The sequence below is a fragment of the Actinosynnema sp. ALI-1.44 genome, from assembly GCF_001984155.1.
In the GTDB taxonomy this organism is placed as follows: Bacteria; Actinomycetota; Actinomycetes; order Mycobacteriales; family Pseudonocardiaceae; genus Kibdelosporangium.
This window is the reverse complement of sequence record NZ_MTQO01000032.1, coordinates 100447-120584: the sequence shown is the minus strand read 5'-3', so window position 1 is coordinate 120584 and position 20138 is coordinate 100447. Positions and strand designations below refer to the sequence as shown.

The following is a 20138-nucleotide window of genomic DNA, read 5'->3' as shown; positions in this document are numbered from 1 at the left end:
GGAACGCCCACCATGAAGGTCATGGCGGCTGTCCTGACCGGGACACTCGTGTTGTCCGTGCCCGCGGCCTACGCGGCGCCGAAACCCGAACTGGACGTGATCATCCACAGCGGCAAGGTGTTCGACGGCAGCGGCGCGCCCGGCCGGTTCACCGATGTCGGTATCAAGGACGGCCGTGTCCACCGGCTCGGCGACCTCAGCCGTGTCACCGCACGCAGCCGCTACGACGCCACCGGCCAGTACGTCACACCGGGTTTCATCGACGTGCACGCGCACACGGAGACCGGTGCGCCGTTGGCGGCCGCGAAGAGCTCGCTCACCCAGGGCGTCACCACGGAGACGCTCGGCCCGGACGGCAGCGGCACGTACGAGATCGACAAGCAGCTCAAGCAGTTGGACAGGGCCGAGAAGGGCATCAACGTCGCCCCGTACGTCGGGTTCAACTCGGTGTGGGAAGCCACGATGGGCGAACTCGACACCCGCCCGACCGCGGCGCAGTCCACGCAGATGCGCGCGCGGATCGAGGACGGTATGCGCCAAGGCGCGTGGGGCGTGTCCGGCGGACTCGGCTACACGCCCGCGTCCTACGCTCGCACGAACGAAGTCGTCGACGTGGTGCGCGGCGCACGGTCGTGGCGCGCGTTCTTCTCGGACCACATGCGGGACGAGACGAACCTCGTGGTCGAGTCGACCAAAGAGGACATCGCGATCGGCCGGGCCGCGGGCCTGATGCCCGAGATCACGCACATGAAGGTCGCCGGTCCGCGCAACTGGGGCAAGTCGAGAACCATGCTCGACCTGCTCGACGAGACGCGAGCGGCGGGCACGCACGCGGGCGGCGACGTCTACCCGTACACGGCCGCGGCGACCGGGCTGGCCTTCTACGTGCCGTCCTGGGCCCAGGATGGTGGTACGACAGCGATGCTCGCGCGTTTCGCCGACCCGGCGCTGCGGCCGCGGATCGACAAGGAGATCACCGCGTTCGTGATCGACGACGTCGGCACGCCGGACAAGGTCTCGCTGCCGGAACTGGGCAACAAGACGATCGCGCAGTTCATGGCCGAGTACGGTGACGTGACGATCGGCGAGGCGATCATGCGGCTTCTCGCCGCGCACAACGGGAACATCCTCGCCGTCATGCACATCGGCTCCGAGGACGACCTCGCCAACTTCATCACCGACCCGTTCGTCGCGTTCTCGTCCGACGGCGGCGTGACCGAGTCGGCGCAGACGCACCCCCGGCACTACGGCAGCTATCCGCGCGTGCTCGGCCGGTACGTCCGTGAACGCGGTCTGCTGTCGTGGGAGGAAGCGATCCGCAAGATGACCGGCCTGCCCGCGACCATGATCGGCATGGTGGACCGAGGTTACCTGGCCGAGGGCATGGCCGCGGACGTGACGGTGTTCGACCCGAAGACCATCGCGGACAAGGCCACGTTCGAGCAGCCCAAGCAGTACTCCGTCGGCGTGCGTTGGGTTTTCGTCAACGGCAGGCTCGCGCTGGCCGACGGCGAGCCGACCCGCGCCGCAGCCGGGTACGCGCTGCGGCGGTCGTCGGGCATGCCCACACGCCCGCAGAACGTCGGCAGGCATCTCAAGGCGGGTGTGGCCGGAGTGGTGCGTCCGGTGGACGGGCACGGCGCTGTCCTGGTCGCCGCTTTGCGTCAGCGCGACGGTGCCCTGTCGGCCTCGGGCACAGTCACGGTCGTCGGTCCGATGGGCGTGCTGACGTCCACCAGGCTCGGCAGGCTGCAAACCGCCGACGGGTGGTTCACCGTGACCGGGATCGGCCGGCTCGCCAACGGCTCCGAGCGCGCGTTCACCCTGACCGTCGACGAGCACGATCCGTTGGCCAGACCAGGTCAGCGGCGGGCGACAGTCCAGCTCGACGGGACGACCGTGATCTACGGCGGCCTGGTATGACGGTGGAGGAGGCCACCCGTCGGGCCGGGGTGATCGTGCGGGAGTTGCGCACCGTCGACGAATGCGTCGCGGCCGAGAAAATGCTCGCCGACGTGTGGGGTGCGCCCCGGGACGCGCCGCCGATCCCGGCCGACCTGCTGATGAGCTTTCTGCACAGCGGTGGGTGCGTCCTGGGCGCGTTCGCGGGCAGCCTTCCCATCGGCCTGACGGTGGGGCTGGCGGGAGCGCCTGGGTCCGACAGTCTGTACTCGTTGATCGCGGCCGTCTCGGCCGAGTACGCCGGGCGCGGCATCGGGCTTGCGCTCAAACGAACCCAGCGGCTGTGGGCGCTCGAACGCGGCGCGTCGACCATGGTGTGGACGTTCGATCCGCTGGTGCGGCGCAACGCGCATTTCAACCTCAACCGGCTCGGCGCCCGGGCCACCGACTTCCGGAAGGACTTCTACCCACCCATGCGTGATCTGGTGAACCGGGACGATCACACCGACCGTCTCGTCGCGACCTGGCACCTGGCCGAGCCCGCTCCCCTGGCCTGGAGCGGTGAAGCGGGGCCGCGCGTGCTCGACCACGACCACGACGGCGATCCCGTTGTCGCCGGGGAGCCGACCGGACCTGTTGTGCTGGCGTGGATCCCGCCGGACATCGAGGCCGTGCGCCGGTCCGATCCCGCCAAGGCGAAACGGTGGCGGCTGGCGTCGCGGGAGGTGCTGGACCGCAGTTGGGCCGCCGGTTACCGACCGGCCGGGATCACCGCCGACGGCTGCTACGCGTTGGTGCGCGCATGAGCGGCGTGCGAGTCGAACTGCGTACCGTGCGCATGCCGCTTGTTCGTCCTTTCCGGACTTCTCGCGCGGTCGAAACGGCACGGGAACTGGTGCTGCTGCGGTGGATCGGGCCGGACAGCGAGGGTTGGAGCGAATGCGCCGCCGACCCGGAACCGATCTTCTTCGGTGAGTACCTCGACGGCGCGAAGCACGTCATCGAGCACGTTCTGCTGCCGCTGTTGTCCTCGGACGGTCCGATCACGGCCGCGTACGCACACGAGGCGATGCGGCAGGTCCCGGGCAACGTACTCGCGAAAGCGGCTGTGGAGACGGCGATCCTGGACGCGGAACTGCGTGGCCGGGGCATGCCGCTGCTGGACTACCTCGGCGGCGTGCGCAAGCCGATTCCCGTCGGGGTCTCGGTCGGGATCGCGACCGACATCGCCGAGCTGCTGGAGTGGGTCGCCGGCTATCTCGACGACGGCTACCGCCGGGTCAAGCTGAAGATCCGGCCCGGCTGGGACCTGGAGCCGGTGGCGGCGGTGCGCCGCGCGTTCGGGGACGACCTGCTGCTGCAGGTCGACGCGAACCAGGCATACGGCACCGGCGACACACACGTGCTGCGCGCGTTGGACGAGTTCGGGCTGCTGTTGCTGGAACAGCCTTTCCCGGCGAACGAACTGGTCGCACACGCCCGGCTGGTCAAGCAGATCAACACCCCGGTCTGCCTCGACGAGTCGATCACCGGGCTGGCGGCCACGGCCACCGCCCTCGCGCTGGGCGCCGCCGACGTCATCAACATCAAACCTGCCAGGGTCGGTGGCTACCTGGAAGCCAGGGCGATCCACGACCTGTGCCGGGCGCACGGCGTCCCGGTGTTCTGCGGCGGTGTCCTCGAGACAGGGGTGGGCAGGGCGGCCAACCTCGCCCTCGCCGCGTTGCCCAACTTCACCCTGCCCGCCGACATCTCGGCCACCAGCCGCTACTACACCAACGACATCACCCAACCGTTCGAACTCGTCGACGGCCACATCGAGATCCCGGCAGGTCCGGGCTGCGGCGCGGTCGTCGACGAGGGTGCCCTCGAGTCGGTCACCACAGATGTGCGGACAATGGAACTCAGGGAGGACAAATGAATCGGAGAATGTGGCGTGGCGTTCTGGCCCTGGCCCTCGGCATGGCGGTCGTCGTGCCGACGACAGCGGCCGCCATGCCGGGCAAGGACCTCGGGAAACGGATGGATGAGGCGCTGGAACGGGCCGCGTCGCAGTTCGGGGACGCCGGTGTGCAGGCCGTGGCGATCCACAACGGCCGGGTCGTGTGGTCCGGCAAGCGGGGCAAGGCGATCAACGACCCGGCCAAGCGGGTCACGTCTCAGACGATGTTCACGTACGCCAGTCTCAGCAAGCTGATCCTCACGACGTTCGTGCTGCACCAGGTCGAGAAGGGCGTGCTCGACCTCGACAAGCCGATCTCGGCCTACGTCGGTGACGAGGTCGCCGGGTCGCGGGTGGTCACCGTCCGCATGCTGCTCACGCACACCGGCGGATACCCCGAGCTGTACGGGGACCCGGCGACGGCGTCGCTGTTCCCACCGGGTGACCAGTACAAGCCTGACCGGCCGTACACCTTCAAGGCGCTCAACGCGGGCATCCGCCAACCAGTCGACCCCGGCAAGAAGTTCGAGTACTCCAACACCGGTTACATCATCCTTGGCCACGTGCTGGCCAAGACCGCGGGCGGCGACGAGGCGCTCGTGCGTGCCCACCGGAACTTCCTCCGGCGCGCGGGTACCCCGCAGGTGCCGATGACCGATGACATCGTCACCATGGAGCGCACGCAACGAGCCCTCAACCGCTTCGCCCACGGCTACACGCGGCGGGAGGACGGAACGCTGGAGGACTACTTCACGGCGTACGGCGCGACGGGCATCCCGACGGACCTGTACGGGCTTCCGTTCACCGACGGCGCGTTCGCCGGTACCGCCACAGGCGCGGGCCTGGTGCTCGACGCGGTGTTCGCGCGTGGGACTCTGCTGCGGCCTGAGACGGTGCAGATGATGGTCAAGCCCTCGCCGCAGTCGGGCGACACCCCGTACGGCATGGGGACCTCGCAGAGGACAGTGGCGACCCGCACCTGGCAGGGCCACGGCGGCACGTACGGCGGGTTCACCTCGATGGCAGCGACCGACCGTGCCCGCGGCCTCACGATCGCCGTCACCACCAACCACCACAGGCTCGACAAGCACCCGGCGACGGTGATCTGGGAGGAGTTGGCCAAGACCGCCTCCACCAGGAGGTAGCAGGCACCGCTCCTGCCGCCGTCGGATCCGCCCCGGCGGCGGCAGGAGCGGGCTCGGCTCAGCCCCAGGTCAGCGGGTCCAGGTGCAGGTAGAACTCCTGACGGCTCTGGTCCAGCGCGATGCCGTAGTCCCGCGCGAAGGCCTCGTCGGCCGTGCTCGCCTCGTCCTCGTCGGACCAGGTTTCCCGTGAGTTGGCCAGCAGCAGTGAGATGTCCGCGTAACGGTCGGCTTTGCCGAGCCGCCCGAGGTCGATGAAACCCGCGAACGCGAGCGTGTCCGGGTCCAGGATGACGTTGGGCAGGCAGAGGTCGCCGTGGCAGACCACGGTGTCCGCGGTTTCCTGGGCGAGGCGCAGGTCGAGCTGGGTGGCGAGGCGTCCGAGCAGTTCGCCCGGCGGTGTGCCGATCTGCTCTTCCGGCAGGAAGTCCGGGTTGACCGCGCCGCGTTCGACCACGTCCTGCGCCAGGGTGAACATCTTCGCCAGGTCCCGCGTGAACGGGCATTTCCCTGCGGGCACGGCGTGCAGTGCCCGTGCGGCTTCGGCGATGGCGGGCCACGCCTTGCGGAGTTCCTCAGCGGACAGTCCGTCGGCGGGTACACCCGGCACGGCGCTGGTCACCAGGCAGGCACCTTCGTCGCCGGTGATCCAGTCGAGTACCGAGGGGCCGGGGATCCCGGTGGTGCCCAACCAGTCGGCCCGGTCCCGCTCCTGCGCCAGGACGCTCTCGTCGGCGGCCGGTACGCATTTGGCGTACCGCGAGCCGTCGGCGCTGCGGAACACGAACGCGCCGGACTCCCCACTGGTAACGGGCTCCCATTCAGGTGGCGCTAGCACGATGATCATCCTAGCCAGTCGACACCGGACACGTCCCTGTGCCGTGAAGGCCACCTTACCGGCATGTGACGCCCCATAAACGGCCCTCGTGGCACTGGGTGGAACTCGGGCCAAGGTTGGCGGAAACGCCGCCGTGGAGACCGGCTCTGTGGCCGGTAAGGCTGTGTTCTCCCCCGGCGGATACCCGAACCTGCCCTGAAACCCGTGCGTCAAACGGGCAGCGAGTTCGTTGGTGGATCTGAGCCACTCTTCGTGGTCGAAGGTCACGGTCACACCTTGCCCCAGACACGGTCGATCACAAGTTCGTGGAGTGCGCCGACGAGCTCCGCCGGGTCGCCGGAACGCGCGAGTTCGACAAGCAGATCGGACACGAGATAAGCCGCCTCACGGACCTCGCACGCCGCGCGGAGCTCATCGTGCGGGATGCCCGTCGCCCCAGTGATGACGTCGACGGCGGTTGCCATGTGCTCGCCGCTGAACCGGGCGAGGAAGTACCAGTCGTCGATCGGTTCGCCGAAGCGCGCCCATTCGAAGTCCAGCAAGGCGGTCACGGTGCCCTGGTGTGCCATCCAGTTGCCCCAGTGGCAGTCCGCGTGCACCGGGACGTCGGTCCGCGCGAGCGGCGGTGCACCTCGCGCGATCGCCATCAGTCCGCCGACCACCTCGCGCCGCAATACGCCATGCCCGGACACGCGGTCGATTTCGGCGAACAACGCGGCTTGACCAATGAAACCACCATGGTCGAGCGCCTCGGACAGGATATGCCGCACGTCGTCCGGCGGTGTCCACTTGTGCAACATGGTGAGGCGTTCGACTGCCTGCTCGGTCAGGTGACGCGCGGTCGTCGCGTCCACTCCGGGCAGCCACATCCCGGGAGTGGTTCCCGGGACACGGGGGTAGCACGCGTACCGGACCTGCCCGTGTTGCCCACTGGCCAGCAGCGGCGCTGCCAGACCGGTGGGCAGGTGGTGCGCGAGGGCGATCTCCCGGTCCAGCCGGGAGTGCCCGGCCGCGAGGATCTTCACCACGACGTCCGGTCCGAGATAGACCTGGTGTGATTTGCCCGGTGCGGCGACCATCGGCCCGGGGTCACGGCCAAGGACCGATTCGACGATGCTGCGCGCAAGATCCGTCACAGTTCATTGTAGGCGCCAACCGCGTCCGTTCGACATGGCGTGCCATAACCGCGCGTACGCACCATCAGAAGCCAAAAGCGCCTGGTGTGTCCCTGTCTCGACGACACGGCCGTCGTCGAGGACCACGATCTGGTCCGCGTCCACCACGTTGTTCAACCGGTGCGCGATGAGCAACACCGTGCTGCGCTGCGACAGTTGACGAATGGAGCGCTGCACATAGCGTTCGTTCTCCGGGTCAAGCGCTGCCGTCGCTTCGTCGAGCAACACGATCGGTGCTTGTTTGAGCAAGGCACGAGCGATCGATACGCGTTGGCGTTCGCCGCCGGACAAGGATGTTCCGCCTTCGCCGACCCGGGTGTTCCAGCCGTCCGGGAGGCGGGCGACGATCTCGTCCACTCCCGCGAGCCGGGCCGCTTCCGCCAGGTCCGTGTCGGTGGCGTCCGGCCTGCCGAGGCGGATGTTGGCCGCCATCGTGTCGTCGAACAGGTAGACGTCCTGGGACACCACGGCGAGCTGGCCGGTCAGGTCCTCGGTGCGCAGGTCACGCACGTCGGCGCCGCCGACCCGCACGGTGCCCCGCTGGGTGTCCCAGAACCGGCTGATCAGGCGGATCACGGTCGTCTTGCCGGACCCGGACGGCCCCACCAGCGCGGTGACCGAGCCCGGTGGCACGGTGAGCGAGAACGAGCGCAGGACCGGGGTTTCCGGGCGGTAGCCGAAGGTGACGTCGTCGAGTTCGATCCGGCCCGGTCGGTCGAGCGGAGCCGACACCTGCGGCTGCGGCATCGGCTCCGCCCGCAGCACATCGGTGAGCCGACGCAGGTCGCCGCCCGCGATGCGAAGGGCGCCCGCGTACTCACTGACGTCCGCGAGCGGCCCCGCGAAGCGGAACACCAGCGCGATCAGTGCGACCGCGGCGGCCGGTGCGACAGCACCGTTGAGCGCGAGCCACAGCAAGACGAGCATGAGCACCGTCACCGTGAGCTGGACCGTGAGCCCGCCGACGCTCAGCCCCACAACGCCATGGATCAAGGTGCGACGGCGGACCCGCCGCTGCTCCTCGATCGCGTCCTCCAACGGCCGATAACCGTGGATGCTCCGGCCGAACGCACGCAATACCCGTTGGTTACGCGCGAACTCGACAACCCGGGCGCCCGCTTCGGCGTCCACGGCGTGGTTACGCGCCTCGCCACGGGCCAGACTCGTTGCGGCGAAACGGAACGCAACGGCCAGTACCGGCATGGACAGCGCGGCGACGAGGCCGAGACGCCAGTCGTACCAGCACAGCGCGACCATTACGGTGGCGGGAGCGGCGACGCTGACCACCAGCGGGGACAGCAAGTGGGCGAAGATCCCTGTGACCATCACCGTGCCGTCGGTCGCCACCCGGGTCAGGCGTCCTGTGCGGTCCGAGTCGAACCAGCCGAGCGGCAGGCTCACCAGGTGATCACCGAGGCGTTCGTGCATCGACGACATCGTCTCCAGCGCCGCCGCGGAACCTCGTCTGGTTTGCGCGTACCGGACGATGGCCGCCACCGCGGTCACGATCGCCAGTGCCGTCAGGGACGACCCCACCGGCCGTCCGGACACGAGATCCGCCACCACCGGCACGAGCAACGCCGATGCGAGTCCACTGAGCACACCGAAGAGGACAGTCCAGGCCAGGTAGCCGGTCAGGATGTGCGCCCGGCCCGGCCCGAGCAACAACCGCAGGTCGGTGATCACGCCGCGACCTCCGCCGCGCTCACTCGCGGGCCGTGGGTGTGGATCTCGCCGAAGGCGCGCCGGCGCAGACCCGTGCCACTGTTGCGGTAGCCGCCGTCCATCGCGACGAGTGGTTGTGCGTCTACCGTGACGCGTTCGGTTTCCTGTGCTTGGTACTGCGACGTCACGAGTAACTCCCCGTCATCAGGCTCGACCACATGCGCGCGTAGTGCCCGTCTGTGGTGAGCAGTTCGGTGTGGGTGCCGGTCTCGACGACCCGGCCGTGGTCGAGGACGACGATCCGGTCGACGCCGGTGATCGTCGTCAGGCGGTGGGCGATCACCAGCACCGTTCGGCCGATGGCCAGGTGTGACAGGGCGTCCTGGATCGCCGCCTCCGATTCCGGGTCGGCGAACGCCGTCGCCTCGTCGAGGACGAGGATGGGCGTGTCGGCCAGCAGTGCCCGTGCGATGCTGATCCGTTGCGCCTCACCGCCGGACAGCTGGACGTCCTGCCCGACAACGGAGTCGTAGCCGTTCGGCAGGGCGGTGACCCGGTCGTGGATCTGCGCGGCACGGCACGCGTCCTCGATCTCGGCGGCTGTCGCGTCCGGACGGCCGAGCGCGACGTTGTCCCGGACCGACCCGCGCACCAGCCGCACGTCCTGTAGCACGAACCCGACGTGGCGGTAGAGCGTGGCCGGGTCGATGTGCCGGACGTCGACGCCGCCGACGCGGATCGCGCCCCCGGTGACGTCGTGGAACCTGGGCAGCAGCGTCGCCAGTGTCGATTTCCCCGAGCCCGACGGGCCCACCAGCGCCGTGACCGTCCCCGGTTCGCACGTGAAGCTCACGCCGTGCAGGACGTCATCCGTGCCGTCGTAAGCGAACCGGACGTCGTCGTAGTCGACTCGGCTGTCCGCCGGGTGTTGTGGCGCGGCGGGTGCCGTGAGCGGGGCTTCGTCGAGCAGTCCACGGATCCGCGACGCGGCGGCCACGGCGGTCCGTTTGTTCAACGCGCCGAAGCCGAGCGGCTCGATCGCGACCGGGATGACGCACGCCAGCAGCACCCCGGCCAACGCCTCGCCCGGACTGACCCACCCCGCACCCACGAACCACACTCCGCCCGCGACCGTGACCAACCCGACCACAGGCGCGGAAACGACCAGCCCGGCCAGTGCCTCGATCCGGCTCATCGGCTGCACCCACGCGGCGAAGAAGTCCGTGTACTCGGTGGCGGCCCGCCGGTACGCGGCGTGTGCTTTACGAGCCCTGCCAAAGGTTTTGACCACGGCGATGCCCGAGATGAACTCGACGACGGCACTGCTCAGGCGCGTGTTGCTCTCGTCGAGCTTGCGCAGGACTTCGCTGGAGCCGCGTTCCATCCAGGCGAAGGCGGCCGCGTACACCGGGATCGTCGCCACCGCGAGCAGGGCCAGGCGCCAGTCCAGGACCACGAGGGAGGCCAGCGCGCCCAGCGGTGTGACGATCGCGGCGGTGGTCTCGACCGCGTGGTGGGCCACCAGCTGGTGCAGGGCGTCGACGTCGGACATCGCGGTCTTGCGCAGCCCTCCGGAGGAGTTGCGGCTGAACCAGCCGAGCGGCACCCGGCCGAGGTTGGCGATCATCCGGCGGCGCAGGGTCGCTTGCAGGTGGACGTCCGCGACGTGCGTGATCGTCAGTGCCGCGCTCATGAACCCGGCCCGCAGCACCAGGCCGAGCACGATCAGGACCGCCACCGTGGCCGCGCTGTCGCGGTCCGTCGGTGTCGCCAGCAGGGCGTCCGCCAACTCGACGAGCCCCACGTACGGGGCCAGTCCGGCCAGCGCCCCCAGGGCGCTGAGCACGCATGCCAGCCGGATGCGGCCGATCACGGGACGCAACAAGTCGTGAACCATGTCCACGACTCTCGCGTGGCTCAGCCGTCGGCGTCTTGAACGATTGTTCCCCCGTCGACGTCGGCGCCGGTGAAGTCGGCTCCGCGCCAGTCGCGGTACAGCGACGCGGGTGTGTAGCCCGACAGTTCCTTGAGGTCACGGGTCAAATGCGACTGGTCGGCGTACCCGAACCGGGCCGCGACGTCCGCGGGCGCCGTCCCGGCCATGATGGCGTCGATCGCCGGGGACAGCCGCACGATCATCGACGCGCGTTTGGGCGTGACGCCGATCTGGGCGGTGAACCGCGCCCACAGCCGTTTGCGGCTCCACCCCGCCTCGTCGGCGAGGTCGCTGATCCGGCGGCGTCCGCCGCCTGCCACGAGTTCGCGCCAGACGAAAGCCACTTCCCTGTCCACGGAACGGTTCGCGTGCAGCTTCTCGGCGAGTGCCGCCTTCAGCACCTCGAACCGGGCGTCCCACTGGTCCGCGGCTGCCAGCGCGGCCCGCAGCCGGTGCGCGTCGGCGCCCCACAGGTCCTCGAAGCTGACGACTGTCCCGGCCAGGTCGGCGATCGCCCCGTCGAGGATCGAGTGCGCGGCGGGCGGGGAGAGGTGGATGTCCACACAGGCCAGATCGCGGCCGGACACCTGAGCCGAGTTGACACCGATGCCGCTGGCGATGCCGACCGTCACCGGGCGCGCTTGGTCGACGCGCATCTCGCCGTCGAGCAACACCACGATGGTCACGCCCGGCTCCGGCAGCACCCGCATGTCCAGGCCCTGCCCGGCGCGGTCGTGGTAGCCGACGAGCTCCACGCCGTCGTACGCGGGACGGTGCGCCGGGACGGCGATCTGCCAACCCGGCCCTTGCTCAGCCCGCAACGCCATGGTCCCAACCTATCCGAGCGCGCCACAGACCCGGCGCATCGCGCGCCAGCCGCGCTCACGCGCCCTGGGGTCGTGGTGCAGCTGGATCACCTGGTTGGTGCCGACGGCGATGCCGTTGAGCTCGAAGGCGATCTGCTCGGTGTCGGTGTCCCCGGGCAGGTCCCCGGCGTCCACGGCGGCACGGACCTGGGCTTCCAGGAACCTCAGCCAACGGCGACCAGCCTTGGCCACGGCGTCGTGCACCTGCCCTGGGCGCCCGTCGAACTCGCTGGCCGCGGCGGTCAGGAAGCAGCCGCCGGGCGAGACGTTGCCGTCGTCGAGGTAGTCCAGCCAGGCCGCGCAGAGCCGCAGCAGCCGGTCGAGCCCCGGTGGCATGCCCGTGACCCGGTCGATCACCTCGTGCTGGAACACGTCGACCGCGGCGGCGAAGGTCGCCAGTTGGAGGGTCTCCTTGGTGCCGAAGTGACCGATCACGCCCGCCTTGCTCATGCCGAGGTCGTCGGCCAGGCGGCCGATGGTGATGCCTTCCAGGCCGTCGCTGGCGGCGAGCAGCCGGGCCCGGTCGACGATCTTGTCACGGGTGGCGAGGGTGTCCTGGGCGGATCGGCGTGGGCTCACGGTTCGCAGTCTACCCCACTTACCTTACGAACGATCGTTCGCTATATTCGCCACCGAACCGGCTCCGAGCCGAAGACAACGCGAGAGGACACACGATGCGGATTCGCAGCCTGGGGTGGGCGGGACTGGAGATCGAAGCGGACGGCCGGAAGGCGATCATCGACGCGGTGGCCGACATGGCCGGGCTTGAGAAGTACGTCGGTCCCCCGCTGACTCCCCTGCTCACCCCGCAAGGCCCGGTGGACCTGGCCTTGGTGACCCACCTGCACGACGACCACACCGACCCCGTCACCCTCGCCACCGCACTGGCCGAAGGCGGACTGTTCCTGCGACCGGCCCCGATGACAGGCGGGCCGCTGGAAGTGGCGGGCACCGCGATGGCCGAGGCGGGGCTGGCCAAGCAGAACCTGGTCGGCCGAGTGGTCGAGCCGTGGGACACAGTGGACCGCGGACCGTTCCGGGCCACCGCGGTGCCCGCCGTCGACGGGTTCGGCGAAACCCAGGTGTCCTGGGTGCTGGAGGCCGACGGCGTGCGGATCTTCCACGGCGGTGACACGGTCTTCCACGGCTTCTGGTGGCACATCGCGATGCGCTGCGGGCCGTTCGACGCCGTCTTCCTGCCGACGAACGGTGCCGTCTGCACGTTCCCGCACCGCAAACCCGCCAGCCCGCTGCCCGCGGACCTGACGCCGCAGCAGGCCGCCGTCGCCGCCCACATCCTCGGCGCCCGGCTGGCCGTGCCGATCCACTACGACGCGATCCAGGCTGAGGGCGTCTACGAGCAGGTCGACGATCCCGCCGGGACGTTCGTGGCCGAGGCCGGGCGACTGGGCGTGACCACCCGGGTACTGGCTCCGGGTGAGGTCCTCGAACTGACACCCGCACCGGTGTGACCCTGCGTACCGGGGCAGAATCGCTTGATGGACATCGTGCTCGTCGCTGGTTTGTGGCTGGACGGATCGGTTTGGGACGATGTTGCGCGGGAGTTGGTGGCGCTGGGGCACCAACCGGTCGTGGTGACATTGCCCGGTCAAGGTGACGGGTCGGCGGACGCGACACTCGGCGACCAGGTGGCCGCGGCGGTCGCCGCTGTCGACTCGGCCGAGGGAAACCCGTTGGTCGTAGGGCATTCCGCGGCGTGCAGCCTGGTGTGGCTGGCCGCCGACGCGCGACCGGGCACAGTGGCCAAGGTCGCGCTCGTCGGCGGCTTTCCCGGCCCGGACGGCAAGCCCTACTTCGGTTTCCTCGAACCGTCCGACGGTGTTCTGCCCTTCCCCGGCTGGGAAGCGTTCGACGGCCCGGATTCCGCCGACCTCGACGACGAAGCCCGCCACCGCTTCGCCGCCACCGCCATCCCGGTCCCCGAGCAGGTCGTGACGGGCATCGTCCGGCTGACGGACGAGCGGCGCTTCGACGTCCCGGTGACCGTCGTGTGCCCGGAGTTCACGCCCGCGCAGGCGCGGGAGTGGATCGACGGGGGTGAGGTGCCCGAGTTGGCCAAGGCCAAGCACGTCGAGTTCGTCGACATCGACTCCGGGCACTGGCCGATGATCACCAGGCCCGCCGACCTAGCCCGGATCCTGGCCGCTATGGCCGAATGAGCTCACCCGGGCACTGAGCACCCACAGCGGGCAGTGTGCCGTCGATGAGATACGCGTTGCTGTGCTTGCGAAGGCAGGTGTTGTTCAGCAGGGTCGCGGCGTGACCGTCGCCGTGCCAGACAACGTGTGCCTTCGGGAACTGGGCGGCGACACGTGCCGCGCCGAGGTAGTTGGTGTTGTTGTCGAGCTGACCGATGGCCACGAGGACGGGCGGCGCGTGCGGCGCTGACAGTGGACGTGGCGGGTAGGCCGGTTCGCCGGAGATGCCGACGCAGCGCCCGAGTTCGAAACGTCCCTCGATCCAGCCGTAGCGCGGGGCGACGGCCTTCAGTCGACGCTCGATACCCAGGAACTCCTCGTATGTCGGGAGTTTCGGCATGAAGTCGTGGCACAGTGTCGCGCTCTGCACGTGACCGGTCGGCCCGTTGGGCGGAAACCGCAGCACGGTGCGGAAGTCGCTGGCGTCTCCCGCGCGTGCCTTCGCGATCGCCCGTGCCAGGGCGGGCCAACTCGGCGGGCTCATACCGACGAGCGCACCGGCGAACAAGTCCCCAGCCGGGATCGGGGCGCGCGCGACGATGTCGTCCCAGACTTTCGCGGCGTCCTGGCCATGCAGCGCGCAGGACGGTGTGCGGTCGCACCAGTCGCGGAACCGCAGCAATTGCCCTTCCTGCACGAGTGCGTAGTTGGTCAGCCAGTCGGTCAAACGAACCTGGGTGTGGTCGGCGACCCCGTCGAGGTACATGCTGTGCAGCCGTTCACCGAACAGTTCCGCGTAGGCCTGCCCGTAGGTGGTGCCATAGGAATTACCGAAATAACGCAGCTTCTTCTCCCCGACGGCCGCGCGGATCGCGTCGAGGTCGTGCGCGATCTGCCACGAGTTCAGGCCCGCGAACGCCGGACCGGCGGCTTGCTTGCACCCGGCGTCGTAGGCGGCGTTCTCCCTGGCCTGTGCCTGCCAGCCCGCCTTGTCCTGGTGACGGACCAGGCCGACGACCGACGCCGCCGGTCGTGGGCAGTCAAGAGGCTTCCGGCCGAGTCCGCGCGGGTCGAACACGACCACGTCCAGGCGTGCGGTCAGGCCGTCCAGCCAGCTCTGGATCTGCGGTGGACGTGGTCCGACGATGCTGCTCGTGCTGTTGCCCGCGCCGAGATTGGCGATCACCGTGCCGACCCGGCGAGCCGGGTCCTTCGCGGGCACGCGCACCACGTCGATGCCGGTTCTGGGTCCACGCGGGTCCGCCCAGTCCACCGGGACAGTCATGACCGCGCACTGGGTACCGTTGCCGCAGTCGCGCCAGCCCAAGGTGGCTGGTGGTGCCTGCGCCGACGCCACTATCGCGATCGCCGCGCCGCAGAGTGCGACCAGCCTCCGGCTTGCCATCCGGGAAGATCCTTCCTAGTCTGCGATCACAGAAATCCACCTGCTCATCACCAGGCTGGCACCACGAGCGCGGCGGCACATCTGCCGCACGGCATACTCGAACGGGTGAAGAGTGAGCATTGTCGCCAGGTGGCAGGCGATTCCGCCGGTGTGGCAGGACGCGCTGACCGCGACCGGTGTCTTCGTCTTCCTGCTCGGGTTACCCGCGTCGGACATCCTCGCCGGGATGGACCGCCGGGCTGCGGCGCTGGGTCCGGCCGTCGTGGTGTGGACACTCGCGACCTGTGTCCCGTTGGTCTGGCGCCGTCGGGCCCCGCTGACCTCGGTCGTGGTCACCGGTGCGGTGACGCTCGGCGCGCTGTCGAGCGGAACGGTCGTTTCCCCGTGGGCCGTGATGTTGGCGGCCTTCTCCGCCGCGTACCACCTGCGTCGTCATCGGATAGTGCTCGGTGTCGGTGCCACGACGTGGATGCTCGCGGTTGCCGCGTTGTCGGGCGAGCCGATGGCGCCTTCCGATGTTCTCACCTCTGCGGGGCTTGCCGCGCTGCCGATCAGCTTGGGGTACGCGCTCCGGCTGCAGGCCGACCGGGCACGCGCGACACGGTTGCTTGCCGAGGCGGAGGCGGAAAGAGCGCAGGCGTACGAGCGGAACCGGGTGGCGCGGGACGTGCACGACCTCGTAGGCCACCAGTTGAGCGCGATCAGGCTGCGGGCGTTGGGCAGCCGCAAGGCCGGTGCGGGCGCCGACCAGGCGTTGGAGGCGATCGCCGACCTGGCGAGCGAGGCGCTTGGCCAGGTCCGTTCCCTGGTGCGCGTGCTGCGCGAAGACGACCAGCCCGGACTGTCCCACCTGGACACCTTGGCGGCGAGAACACAGGGCGTGCTGCCCGTGGAGATCGCACTGGATCTCGGTGGTACGAGCCCGTCCCCGCAGGTTCAAGCGGTCGCGTACCGGGTTGTCGAGGAGGCGTTGAGCAATGTCGCGCGGCACGCGTCCGCACACCGGGCCGAGGTTCGGATCAGCGCCACGGGAAACGCTCTTGTGATCACAGTGGACGATGACGGACCAGGTGGACCGAAAACACCAAGGGAGGGGAACGGGTTGCGCGGTATGCGTGAGCGAGCGGCACGCCTCGGTGGAACCGTGAGTGCGGGGCCGCACGGCCCACGCGGATGGCGGGTGCGGGCGACGATCCCGCTGGGGGAATCGTGATCCGGGTCCTCATCGCCGACGACCAGGAAGCGGCAAGGGACGGCATGCGGCTGCTGTTGTCGGGCGAGCCGGACATCGAGGTGATCGGCGCCGCCGCGGACGGTGCCGAACTGGTCGCGCTCGCCCACAGGCGGCACCCGGACGTGGTGCTCACCGACATCCGCATGCCCGGGATGGACGGCATCGGCGCCATCAGGCAGTTGACCGGGCCGCGACCGGAACTCGCCGTGGTCGCGGTGACCACGTTCGACCTGGACGAATACCTGTTCGGGGCGCTGCGATCCGGCGCCGTGGGATTCGTGCTGAAGGACAGCGCACCGGAGATGTTCGTCGACGCGGTACGGCTCGCCGCCCGTGGACAGGGCCTGATCGACCCGCAGGTGACCCGGCGCCTGGTGACCCGCTTCGCGCAGACCTCACCACGACCGGCGCCACCGGAACTGGACTCGCTCACGCCGCGTGAGATCGAGGTGCTGCGCGGTCTCGCGCGAGGCCTGTCGAACGCCGAGATCGCCGGCGAACTCGGGATCGCCGCGGGCACCGCGAAGGTGCACGTCGAACGGATCCTGGCCAAGCTCGGCGTTTCGACCAGAGTGCAGGCCGTGATCCACGCGCACAGATACGGCCTGGTCACCTGGACGGACTGACGCGCACGAGTGAATGTCATGTGCGCCGTGTCCGCACTTCCCAGTGACATCAGCGTTCACCGAGCAATTCTCGGACTTCCACCGTCTACAGCAGACGCGATCTCGGCCGCGGAGAGCGCTGTGCCGCGCTCGTACTCGGCGGTGAACTCCCGTTCTCCCAGCGCGGACCGGATCCGTGCCGTGATCCGGTCGACGTCCACGCGTTCGGCCGGCGGAAGCGGTGCTCCAGCCGCTTGCCGGGCCGAGCCCGCCGCACCGAGCAGGCGTGCCGCCACCGTGACATCACCGGACAGCGACAGGGCACCCGCGATGCCTTCCACCGCAAGCGCCACCGCCCTCGGGTCGCCGGTCTTCCCCGCCGCGTCGAAGCCCGCACGATGCAGGTCGAGCGCGGCTTGGGCGTCGCCGCGTGACTCCGCGATGAACCCGCGTTCGGCGTACACGAGCGCGATTCCCGGGCCCCAGTCGATTTCGTGGTACCAGTCCAGCCAGCCGTCCAGGTGCGCTTCGGCTTCGTCCACCCGGCCCTGCCTGCGGGCCGCGAGTGCCAGTCCGATCTCGGCGAACTGTTCCCCGAACCGGTCGGACTGCTCGGCCGCCAGCCGCCGGGCGCGCTCGTGGAACTCCTCGGCGCGCGGATAGTCGCCGGACAGCAACGCGATCCGTCCCACCTGGGCGAGCTTGTACGACACGTCCCGCCACAGCCCCAGATCCTCGGCGATCCGCAGCCCGTCACGGTGCAGGCGCGCGGCTCGCGGGTAGTCGCCGGTGATCTGGGCGACCTCGCCGAGCACGCCCATCGCCTGCATCCGGCCCCAGCTGTCGCCCAGTTCGCCGAACAGCGCCACGGCCCGTCCGGCGTCGTCGGCCGCTGTGGCCATGTCGCTGCGAGCCAACGCGTTCCACGCACGGGTGGTCAAGGTCGCCGCGGTGCCCCACCGGTCGGCGTGCCCGTGGAACACCGCGAGGATCCGGCGCGCGGCCTGATCGCCCGATTCGGGGTCGCCGAACCCGATCCGGGCGAAGCCGAGGTACCACTCCGCCGTCGCCCGCCGGACCGGGTCGTCGATCCGTTGGCAGATTTCGGTTTCCGGGAACGGACCGATGTCGTCCCGCGCCATGATCCCGGCACCGGCCCGCCACACCTCGGCCATCGCCCGGTCCGCGTCGGGTGCGGGGCCGTCGATGCCGAGCGCGAGGTCCAGCGCCCGCCGGGCCGCGCCCCACCGGCCACGCAGGTAGCGGTACCACGCGGTGGCGTTGGCCAGTCTCAGCGCGACGGCCGCGTTTCCCTGTCGCACAGCACCGTCCAGCGCCGCGTGCAGGTTGCCGGTCTCGGCGTCCAACAGGCGCAACCACCGGCGCTGCCCGTGCCCGAGCAGGTGCGGCCGCGCCTGCTCGGCGAACGCCGTGAAGTGCTCGAAATGGGCCTGCTGCACCCGGTCGAACTCGCCGGACTCCACCAGCCGCTCCATCGCGTACGCGGCGACCGACTCCAGCAGCCGGTAGCGGGGCCCGTCCGCGCTGTCCCGGCCGTCGGGCACCACGAGCGACCGGTCGACGAGCCTGGCCAGCAGATCCAGGACGTCGTCACCCGCGCACACCGCCTCGACAGCCGCCAGCGTGCTGCCACCGGCAAAGATGGCCAAGCGGCGCAACAACATCCGCTCGTCCTCCGTCAGCAGCTCCCAGCTCCAGTCGATCATCGCGCGCAGCGTTTGCTGGCGCCGCGGCACACCCCGCCGCCCGGCCGCCAGCACGCGGAACCGGTCGCCGAGCCGGTCGGCGAGCTGCCGTACCCCCAGCGAACGGACTCTGGTCGCGGCCAGCTCCAACGCCAGCGGGATGCCGTCGAGCCGGGCGCAGACCGCGGCGACGGCCTCCGCGTTGTCCTCATCGAGCACGAACCCGGGCGCGGCCGCCGCCGCCCTGGTCACGAACAACTCGACCGCACGGTCCTGGTCGAGCGGCGGCACCACCCACAGCTGTTCCCCGTTGATGCCGAGCGGCTGCCTGCTCGTCGCCAGGATCCGCGACTCAGGCCCGGCCTTCAGCAGGGTCACGGCCAGATCGGCGACCTGGTCGACGACCTGTTCGCAGTTGTCGAGCACCAGCAGGGTCCGTTTCTGCCGCAACGCGCCCGCCAGGCGTTCGACCAGCGGTTCGGTCCCGGCGCCGTCCCGGACGCCCAGCGCGGTGGCGATCACCTCGGCCGGACCGGCGACCGCGTCCAGTTCGGCCAGCCACACGCCATCCGGGAACGACTTCGTCAACTCCGCCGCGGTCCGGAGGGCCAGCCGGGTCTTGCCGACCCCGCCTGGCCCGGTGAGCGTGACCATCCGTGCCGTCTCGACCAGGCTGCTGACCTCGGCCACCGCGGCGTCCCGGCCGATCAGCGCCGACAGGGGCGCGGGCAGGTTCCCACTCGGCCGGGCGGCGGACGTGACCGGCGCGGACGGCGCGGTCAGGTGCGGGTCCTGCCGGAGAATCGCCTGGTGCAGGGCGGTCAACTCGTGGCTGGGGTCCATGCCCAGCTCGTCGGCCAGGCGGGTGCGTACGTCGGCGAAGCTCGCCAACGCCTCCCCTGCACGACCGGCCCCGAACAACGCACGCATGTGCGCCGCGCGCAGCCGTTCGCGCAGCGGGTGCTCCTCGATCAGGTCCGCCAGTTCCCCGGCCAACAGGCTGTGCTCCCCCAACGCCAGCCTGGCCTGTGCCTGCTCCTCCAAGGCGACGAGCCGCAGTTCGGTGAGCCGGGCGATGGCAGGCCGAGCGAACTGCTCGTCGGCGAAGTCGGCGAACGCGGCCCCACGCCATAAAGCCAACGCCTCGGCCAGCACCGCGGCCCGGCCGCGTGGATCCGGCACTGCCCTCGCGCGCGTGACCAGATCGGCGAACTGCCGGGCGTCGGTCTCGGCACTCAACAGGTAGCCGGGTGCGCGGTGGACGACGAGCGTGCGCGCGTCCGGTTCGGCCTCGGCGAGGGCGCGGCGCAGCTGGGACACCTTGCTGCGCAGCACACCGCCCGGTTTGCCCGGCGGATCCGCGCCCCAGAGGTCCTCCACCAGGCGATCCGCGGGGACTGGGCGGCCGTCGCCGACCAGCAGCGCGGCCAGCAGGGCGCGCACTTTCAACTCGGGCACCCGCACCGGCCTGCCGTCAGCGGTCCATACCTCCAACGGACCGAGCACCCCGAAACGCATGGAGATCAAGGTAACCCACCCGAACAAGCCGAAACCGGCACCGCA

General features: G+C 70.0%; 17 protein-coding genes. 8 read left to right on the top strand and 9 right to left on the bottom strand.

What is annotated here, in order from left to right:
• The first annotated feature begins 21 nt into the window (after nt 1–21).
• From ALI144C_RS06460 to ALI144C_RS06445, 4 genes are read left to right on the top strand one after another with little or no spacing between them, the layout of a single operon-like run.
• The gene (locus ALI144C_RS06460) at nt 22–1923 is read left to right on the top strand and encodes an N-acyl-D-amino-acid deacylase family protein (RefSeq protein WP_168211186.1); all 1902 of its coding nucleotides are present in this window, start codon (nt 22–24) and stop codon (nt 1921–1923) included.
• Complete coding sequence (locus tag ALI144C_RS06455; RefSeq protein ID WP_076986082.1) at nt 1920–2708, top strand: hypothetical protein; 789 nt, start codon at nt 1920–1922, stop codon at nt 2706–2708. The genes ALI144C_RS06460 and ALI144C_RS06455 overlap by 4 nt, the downstream gene beginning before the upstream one ends.
• Nucleotides 2705–3823 (top strand): o-succinylbenzoate synthase, encoded by a 1119-nt coding sequence (menC, locus tag ALI144C_RS06450; protein ID WP_076986081.1) that lies wholly within the window; start codon nt 2705–2707, stop codon nt 3821–3823. The genes ALI144C_RS06455 and menC overlap by 4 nt, the downstream gene beginning before the upstream one ends.
• A complete protein-coding gene (locus ALI144C_RS06445) occupies nt 3820–4989 on the top strand; it encodes a serine hydrolase domain-containing protein (RefSeq protein WP_083752777.1) in 1170 nt (389 codons plus the stop codon). Before menC ends, ALI144C_RS06445 begins: the two co-directional genes overlap by 4 nt.
• 58 nt (nt 4990–5047) lie before the next feature.
• On the opposite strand, the gene ALI144C_RS06440 is transcribed toward ALI144C_RS06445, so the two are convergent.
• The 7 genes from ALI144C_RS06440 to ALI144C_RS06415 form a co-directional block, all read right to left on the bottom strand.
• Entirely contained in the window at nt 5048–5824 is a 777-nt protein-coding gene (locus ALI144C_RS06440; protein ID WP_441297536.1) for an APH(3'') family aminoglycoside O-phosphotransferase, read from the bottom strand.
• A 269-nt stretch (nt 5825–6093) separates the two neighbouring features.
• Nucleotides 6094–6960 (bottom strand): phosphotransferase family protein, encoded by an 867-nt coding sequence (locus tag ALI144C_RS06435; protein ID WP_143230454.1) that lies wholly within the window; start codon nt 6958–6960, stop codon nt 6094–6096.
• A 3-nt stretch (nt 6961–6963) separates the two neighbouring features.
• Nucleotides 6964–8685, bottom strand: a complete 1722-nt coding sequence (locus ALI144C_RS06430) for an ABC transporter ATP-binding protein (protein WP_076986077.1) — start codon at nt 8683–8685, stop codon at nt 6964–6966.
• Complete coding sequence (locus ALI144C_RS56250) at nt 8682–8852, bottom strand: hypothetical protein (RefSeq protein WP_193441156.1); 171 nt, start codon at nt 8850–8852, stop codon at nt 8682–8684. Before ALI144C_RS56250 ends, ALI144C_RS06430 begins: the two co-directional genes overlap by 4 nt.
• Nucleotides 8849–10561: an ABC transporter ATP-binding protein gene (locus ALI144C_RS06425; protein ID WP_076986076.1), complete on the bottom strand. Its 1713-nt coding sequence runs from the start codon at nt 10559–10561 to the stop codon at nt 8849–8851. Before ALI144C_RS06425 ends, ALI144C_RS56250 begins: the two co-directional genes overlap by 4 nt.
• Nucleotides 10562–10581: 20 nt before the next feature.
• On the bottom strand, nt 10582–11427 hold the full coding sequence (locus tag ALI144C_RS06420; RefSeq protein ID WP_076986075.1) for a helix-turn-helix domain-containing protein: 846 nt from the start codon (nt 11425–11427) through the stop codon (nt 10582–10584).
• Nucleotides 11428–11436: 9 nt separating this feature from the next.
• Nucleotides 11437–12045 carry a TetR/AcrR family transcriptional regulator gene (locus ALI144C_RS06415; RefSeq protein WP_076986074.1) on the bottom strand — a complete coding sequence of 203 codons (609 nt, stop codon included), beginning with the start codon at nt 12043–12045 and terminating at the stop codon, nt 11437–11439.
• Between the two features lie 95 nt (nt 12046–12140).
• Here ALI144C_RS06415 and ALI144C_RS06410 point away from each other — a divergent pair, with 95 nt between their 5' ends.
• Nucleotides 12141–12938 carry an MBL fold metallo-hydrolase gene (locus ALI144C_RS06410; RefSeq protein WP_076986073.1) on the top strand — a complete coding sequence of 266 codons (798 nt, stop codon included), beginning with the start codon at nt 12141–12143 and terminating at the stop codon, nt 12936–12938.
• A gap of 27 nt (nt 12939–12965) precedes the next feature.
• A complete protein-coding gene (locus ALI144C_RS06405; protein ID WP_076986072.1) occupies nt 12966–13646 on the top strand; it encodes an alpha/beta fold hydrolase in 681 nt (226 codons plus the stop codon).
• On the opposite strand, the gene ALI144C_RS06400 is transcribed toward ALI144C_RS06405, so the two are convergent.
• The gene (locus tag ALI144C_RS06400) at nt 13633–15030 is read right to left on the bottom strand and encodes an alpha/beta fold hydrolase (RefSeq protein WP_076986071.1); all 1398 of its coding nucleotides are present in this window, start codon (nt 15028–15030) and stop codon (nt 13633–13635) included. The two genes, ALI144C_RS06405 and ALI144C_RS06400, sit on opposite strands and share 14 nt — an antisense overlap.
• Nucleotides 15031–15142: 112 nt before the next feature.
• Between ALI144C_RS06400 and ALI144C_RS06395 the strand changes: the two genes are divergently transcribed.
• Nucleotides 15143–16243 carry a sensor histidine kinase gene (locus ALI144C_RS06395; protein WP_076986070.1) on the top strand — a complete coding sequence of 367 codons (1101 nt, stop codon included), beginning with the start codon at nt 15143–15145 and terminating at the stop codon, nt 16241–16243.
• On the top strand, nt 16240–16890 hold the full coding sequence (locus ALI144C_RS06390; protein WP_083752789.1) for a response regulator: 651 nt from the start codon (nt 16240–16242) through the stop codon (nt 16888–16890). The genes ALI144C_RS06395 and ALI144C_RS06390 overlap by 4 nt, the downstream gene beginning before the upstream one ends.
• Before the next feature lie 56 nt (nt 16891–16946).
• Here ALI144C_RS06390 and ALI144C_RS06385 read toward each other — a convergent pair whose 3' ends face one another.
• Entirely contained in the window at nt 16947–20093 is a 3147-nt protein-coding gene (locus ALI144C_RS06385) for a BTAD domain-containing putative transcriptional regulator (protein ID WP_076986068.1), read from the bottom strand.
• Between the last annotated feature and the right edge of the window lie 45 nt (nt 20094–20138).

Coding starts and splice junctions, on each gene's coding strand:
- ALI144C_RS06460 (WP_168211186.1), top strand. CDS start 22: ATGGCGGCTGTCCTGACCGGGACACTCGTGTTGTCCGTGCCCGCGGCC.
- ALI144C_RS06455 (WP_076986082.1), top strand. CDS start 1,920: ATGACGGTGGAGGAGGCCACCCGTCGGGCCGGGGTGATCGTGCGGGAG.
- menC (WP_076986081.1), top strand. CDS start 2,705: ATGAGCGGCGTGCGAGTCGAACTGCGTACCGTGCGCATGCCGCTTGTT.
- ALI144C_RS06445 (WP_083752777.1), top strand. CDS start 3,820: ATGAATCGGAGAATGTGGCGTGGCGTTCTGGCCCTGGCCCTCGGCATG.
- ALI144C_RS06425 (WP_076986076.1), bottom strand. CDS start 10,561: ATGGTTCACGACTTGTTGCGTCCCGTGATCGGCCGCATCCGGCTGGCA.
- ALI144C_RS06420 (WP_076986075.1), bottom strand. CDS start 11,427: ATGGCGTTGCGGGCTGAGCAAGGGCCGGGTTGGCAGATCGCCGTCCCG.
- ALI144C_RS06410 (WP_076986073.1), top strand. CDS start 12,141: ATGCGGATTCGCAGCCTGGGGTGGGCGGGACTGGAGATCGAAGCGGAC.
- ALI144C_RS06405 (WP_076986072.1), top strand. CDS start 12,966: ATGGACATCGTGCTCGTCGCTGGTTTGTGGCTGGACGGATCGGTTTGG.
- ALI144C_RS06400 (WP_076986071.1), bottom strand. CDS start 15,030: ATGGCAAGCCGGAGGCTGGTCGCACTCTGCGGCGCGGCGATCGCGATA.
- ALI144C_RS06385 (WP_076986068.1), bottom strand. CDS start 20,093: ATGCGTTTCGGGGTGCTCGGTCCGTTGGAGGTATGGACCGCTGACGGC.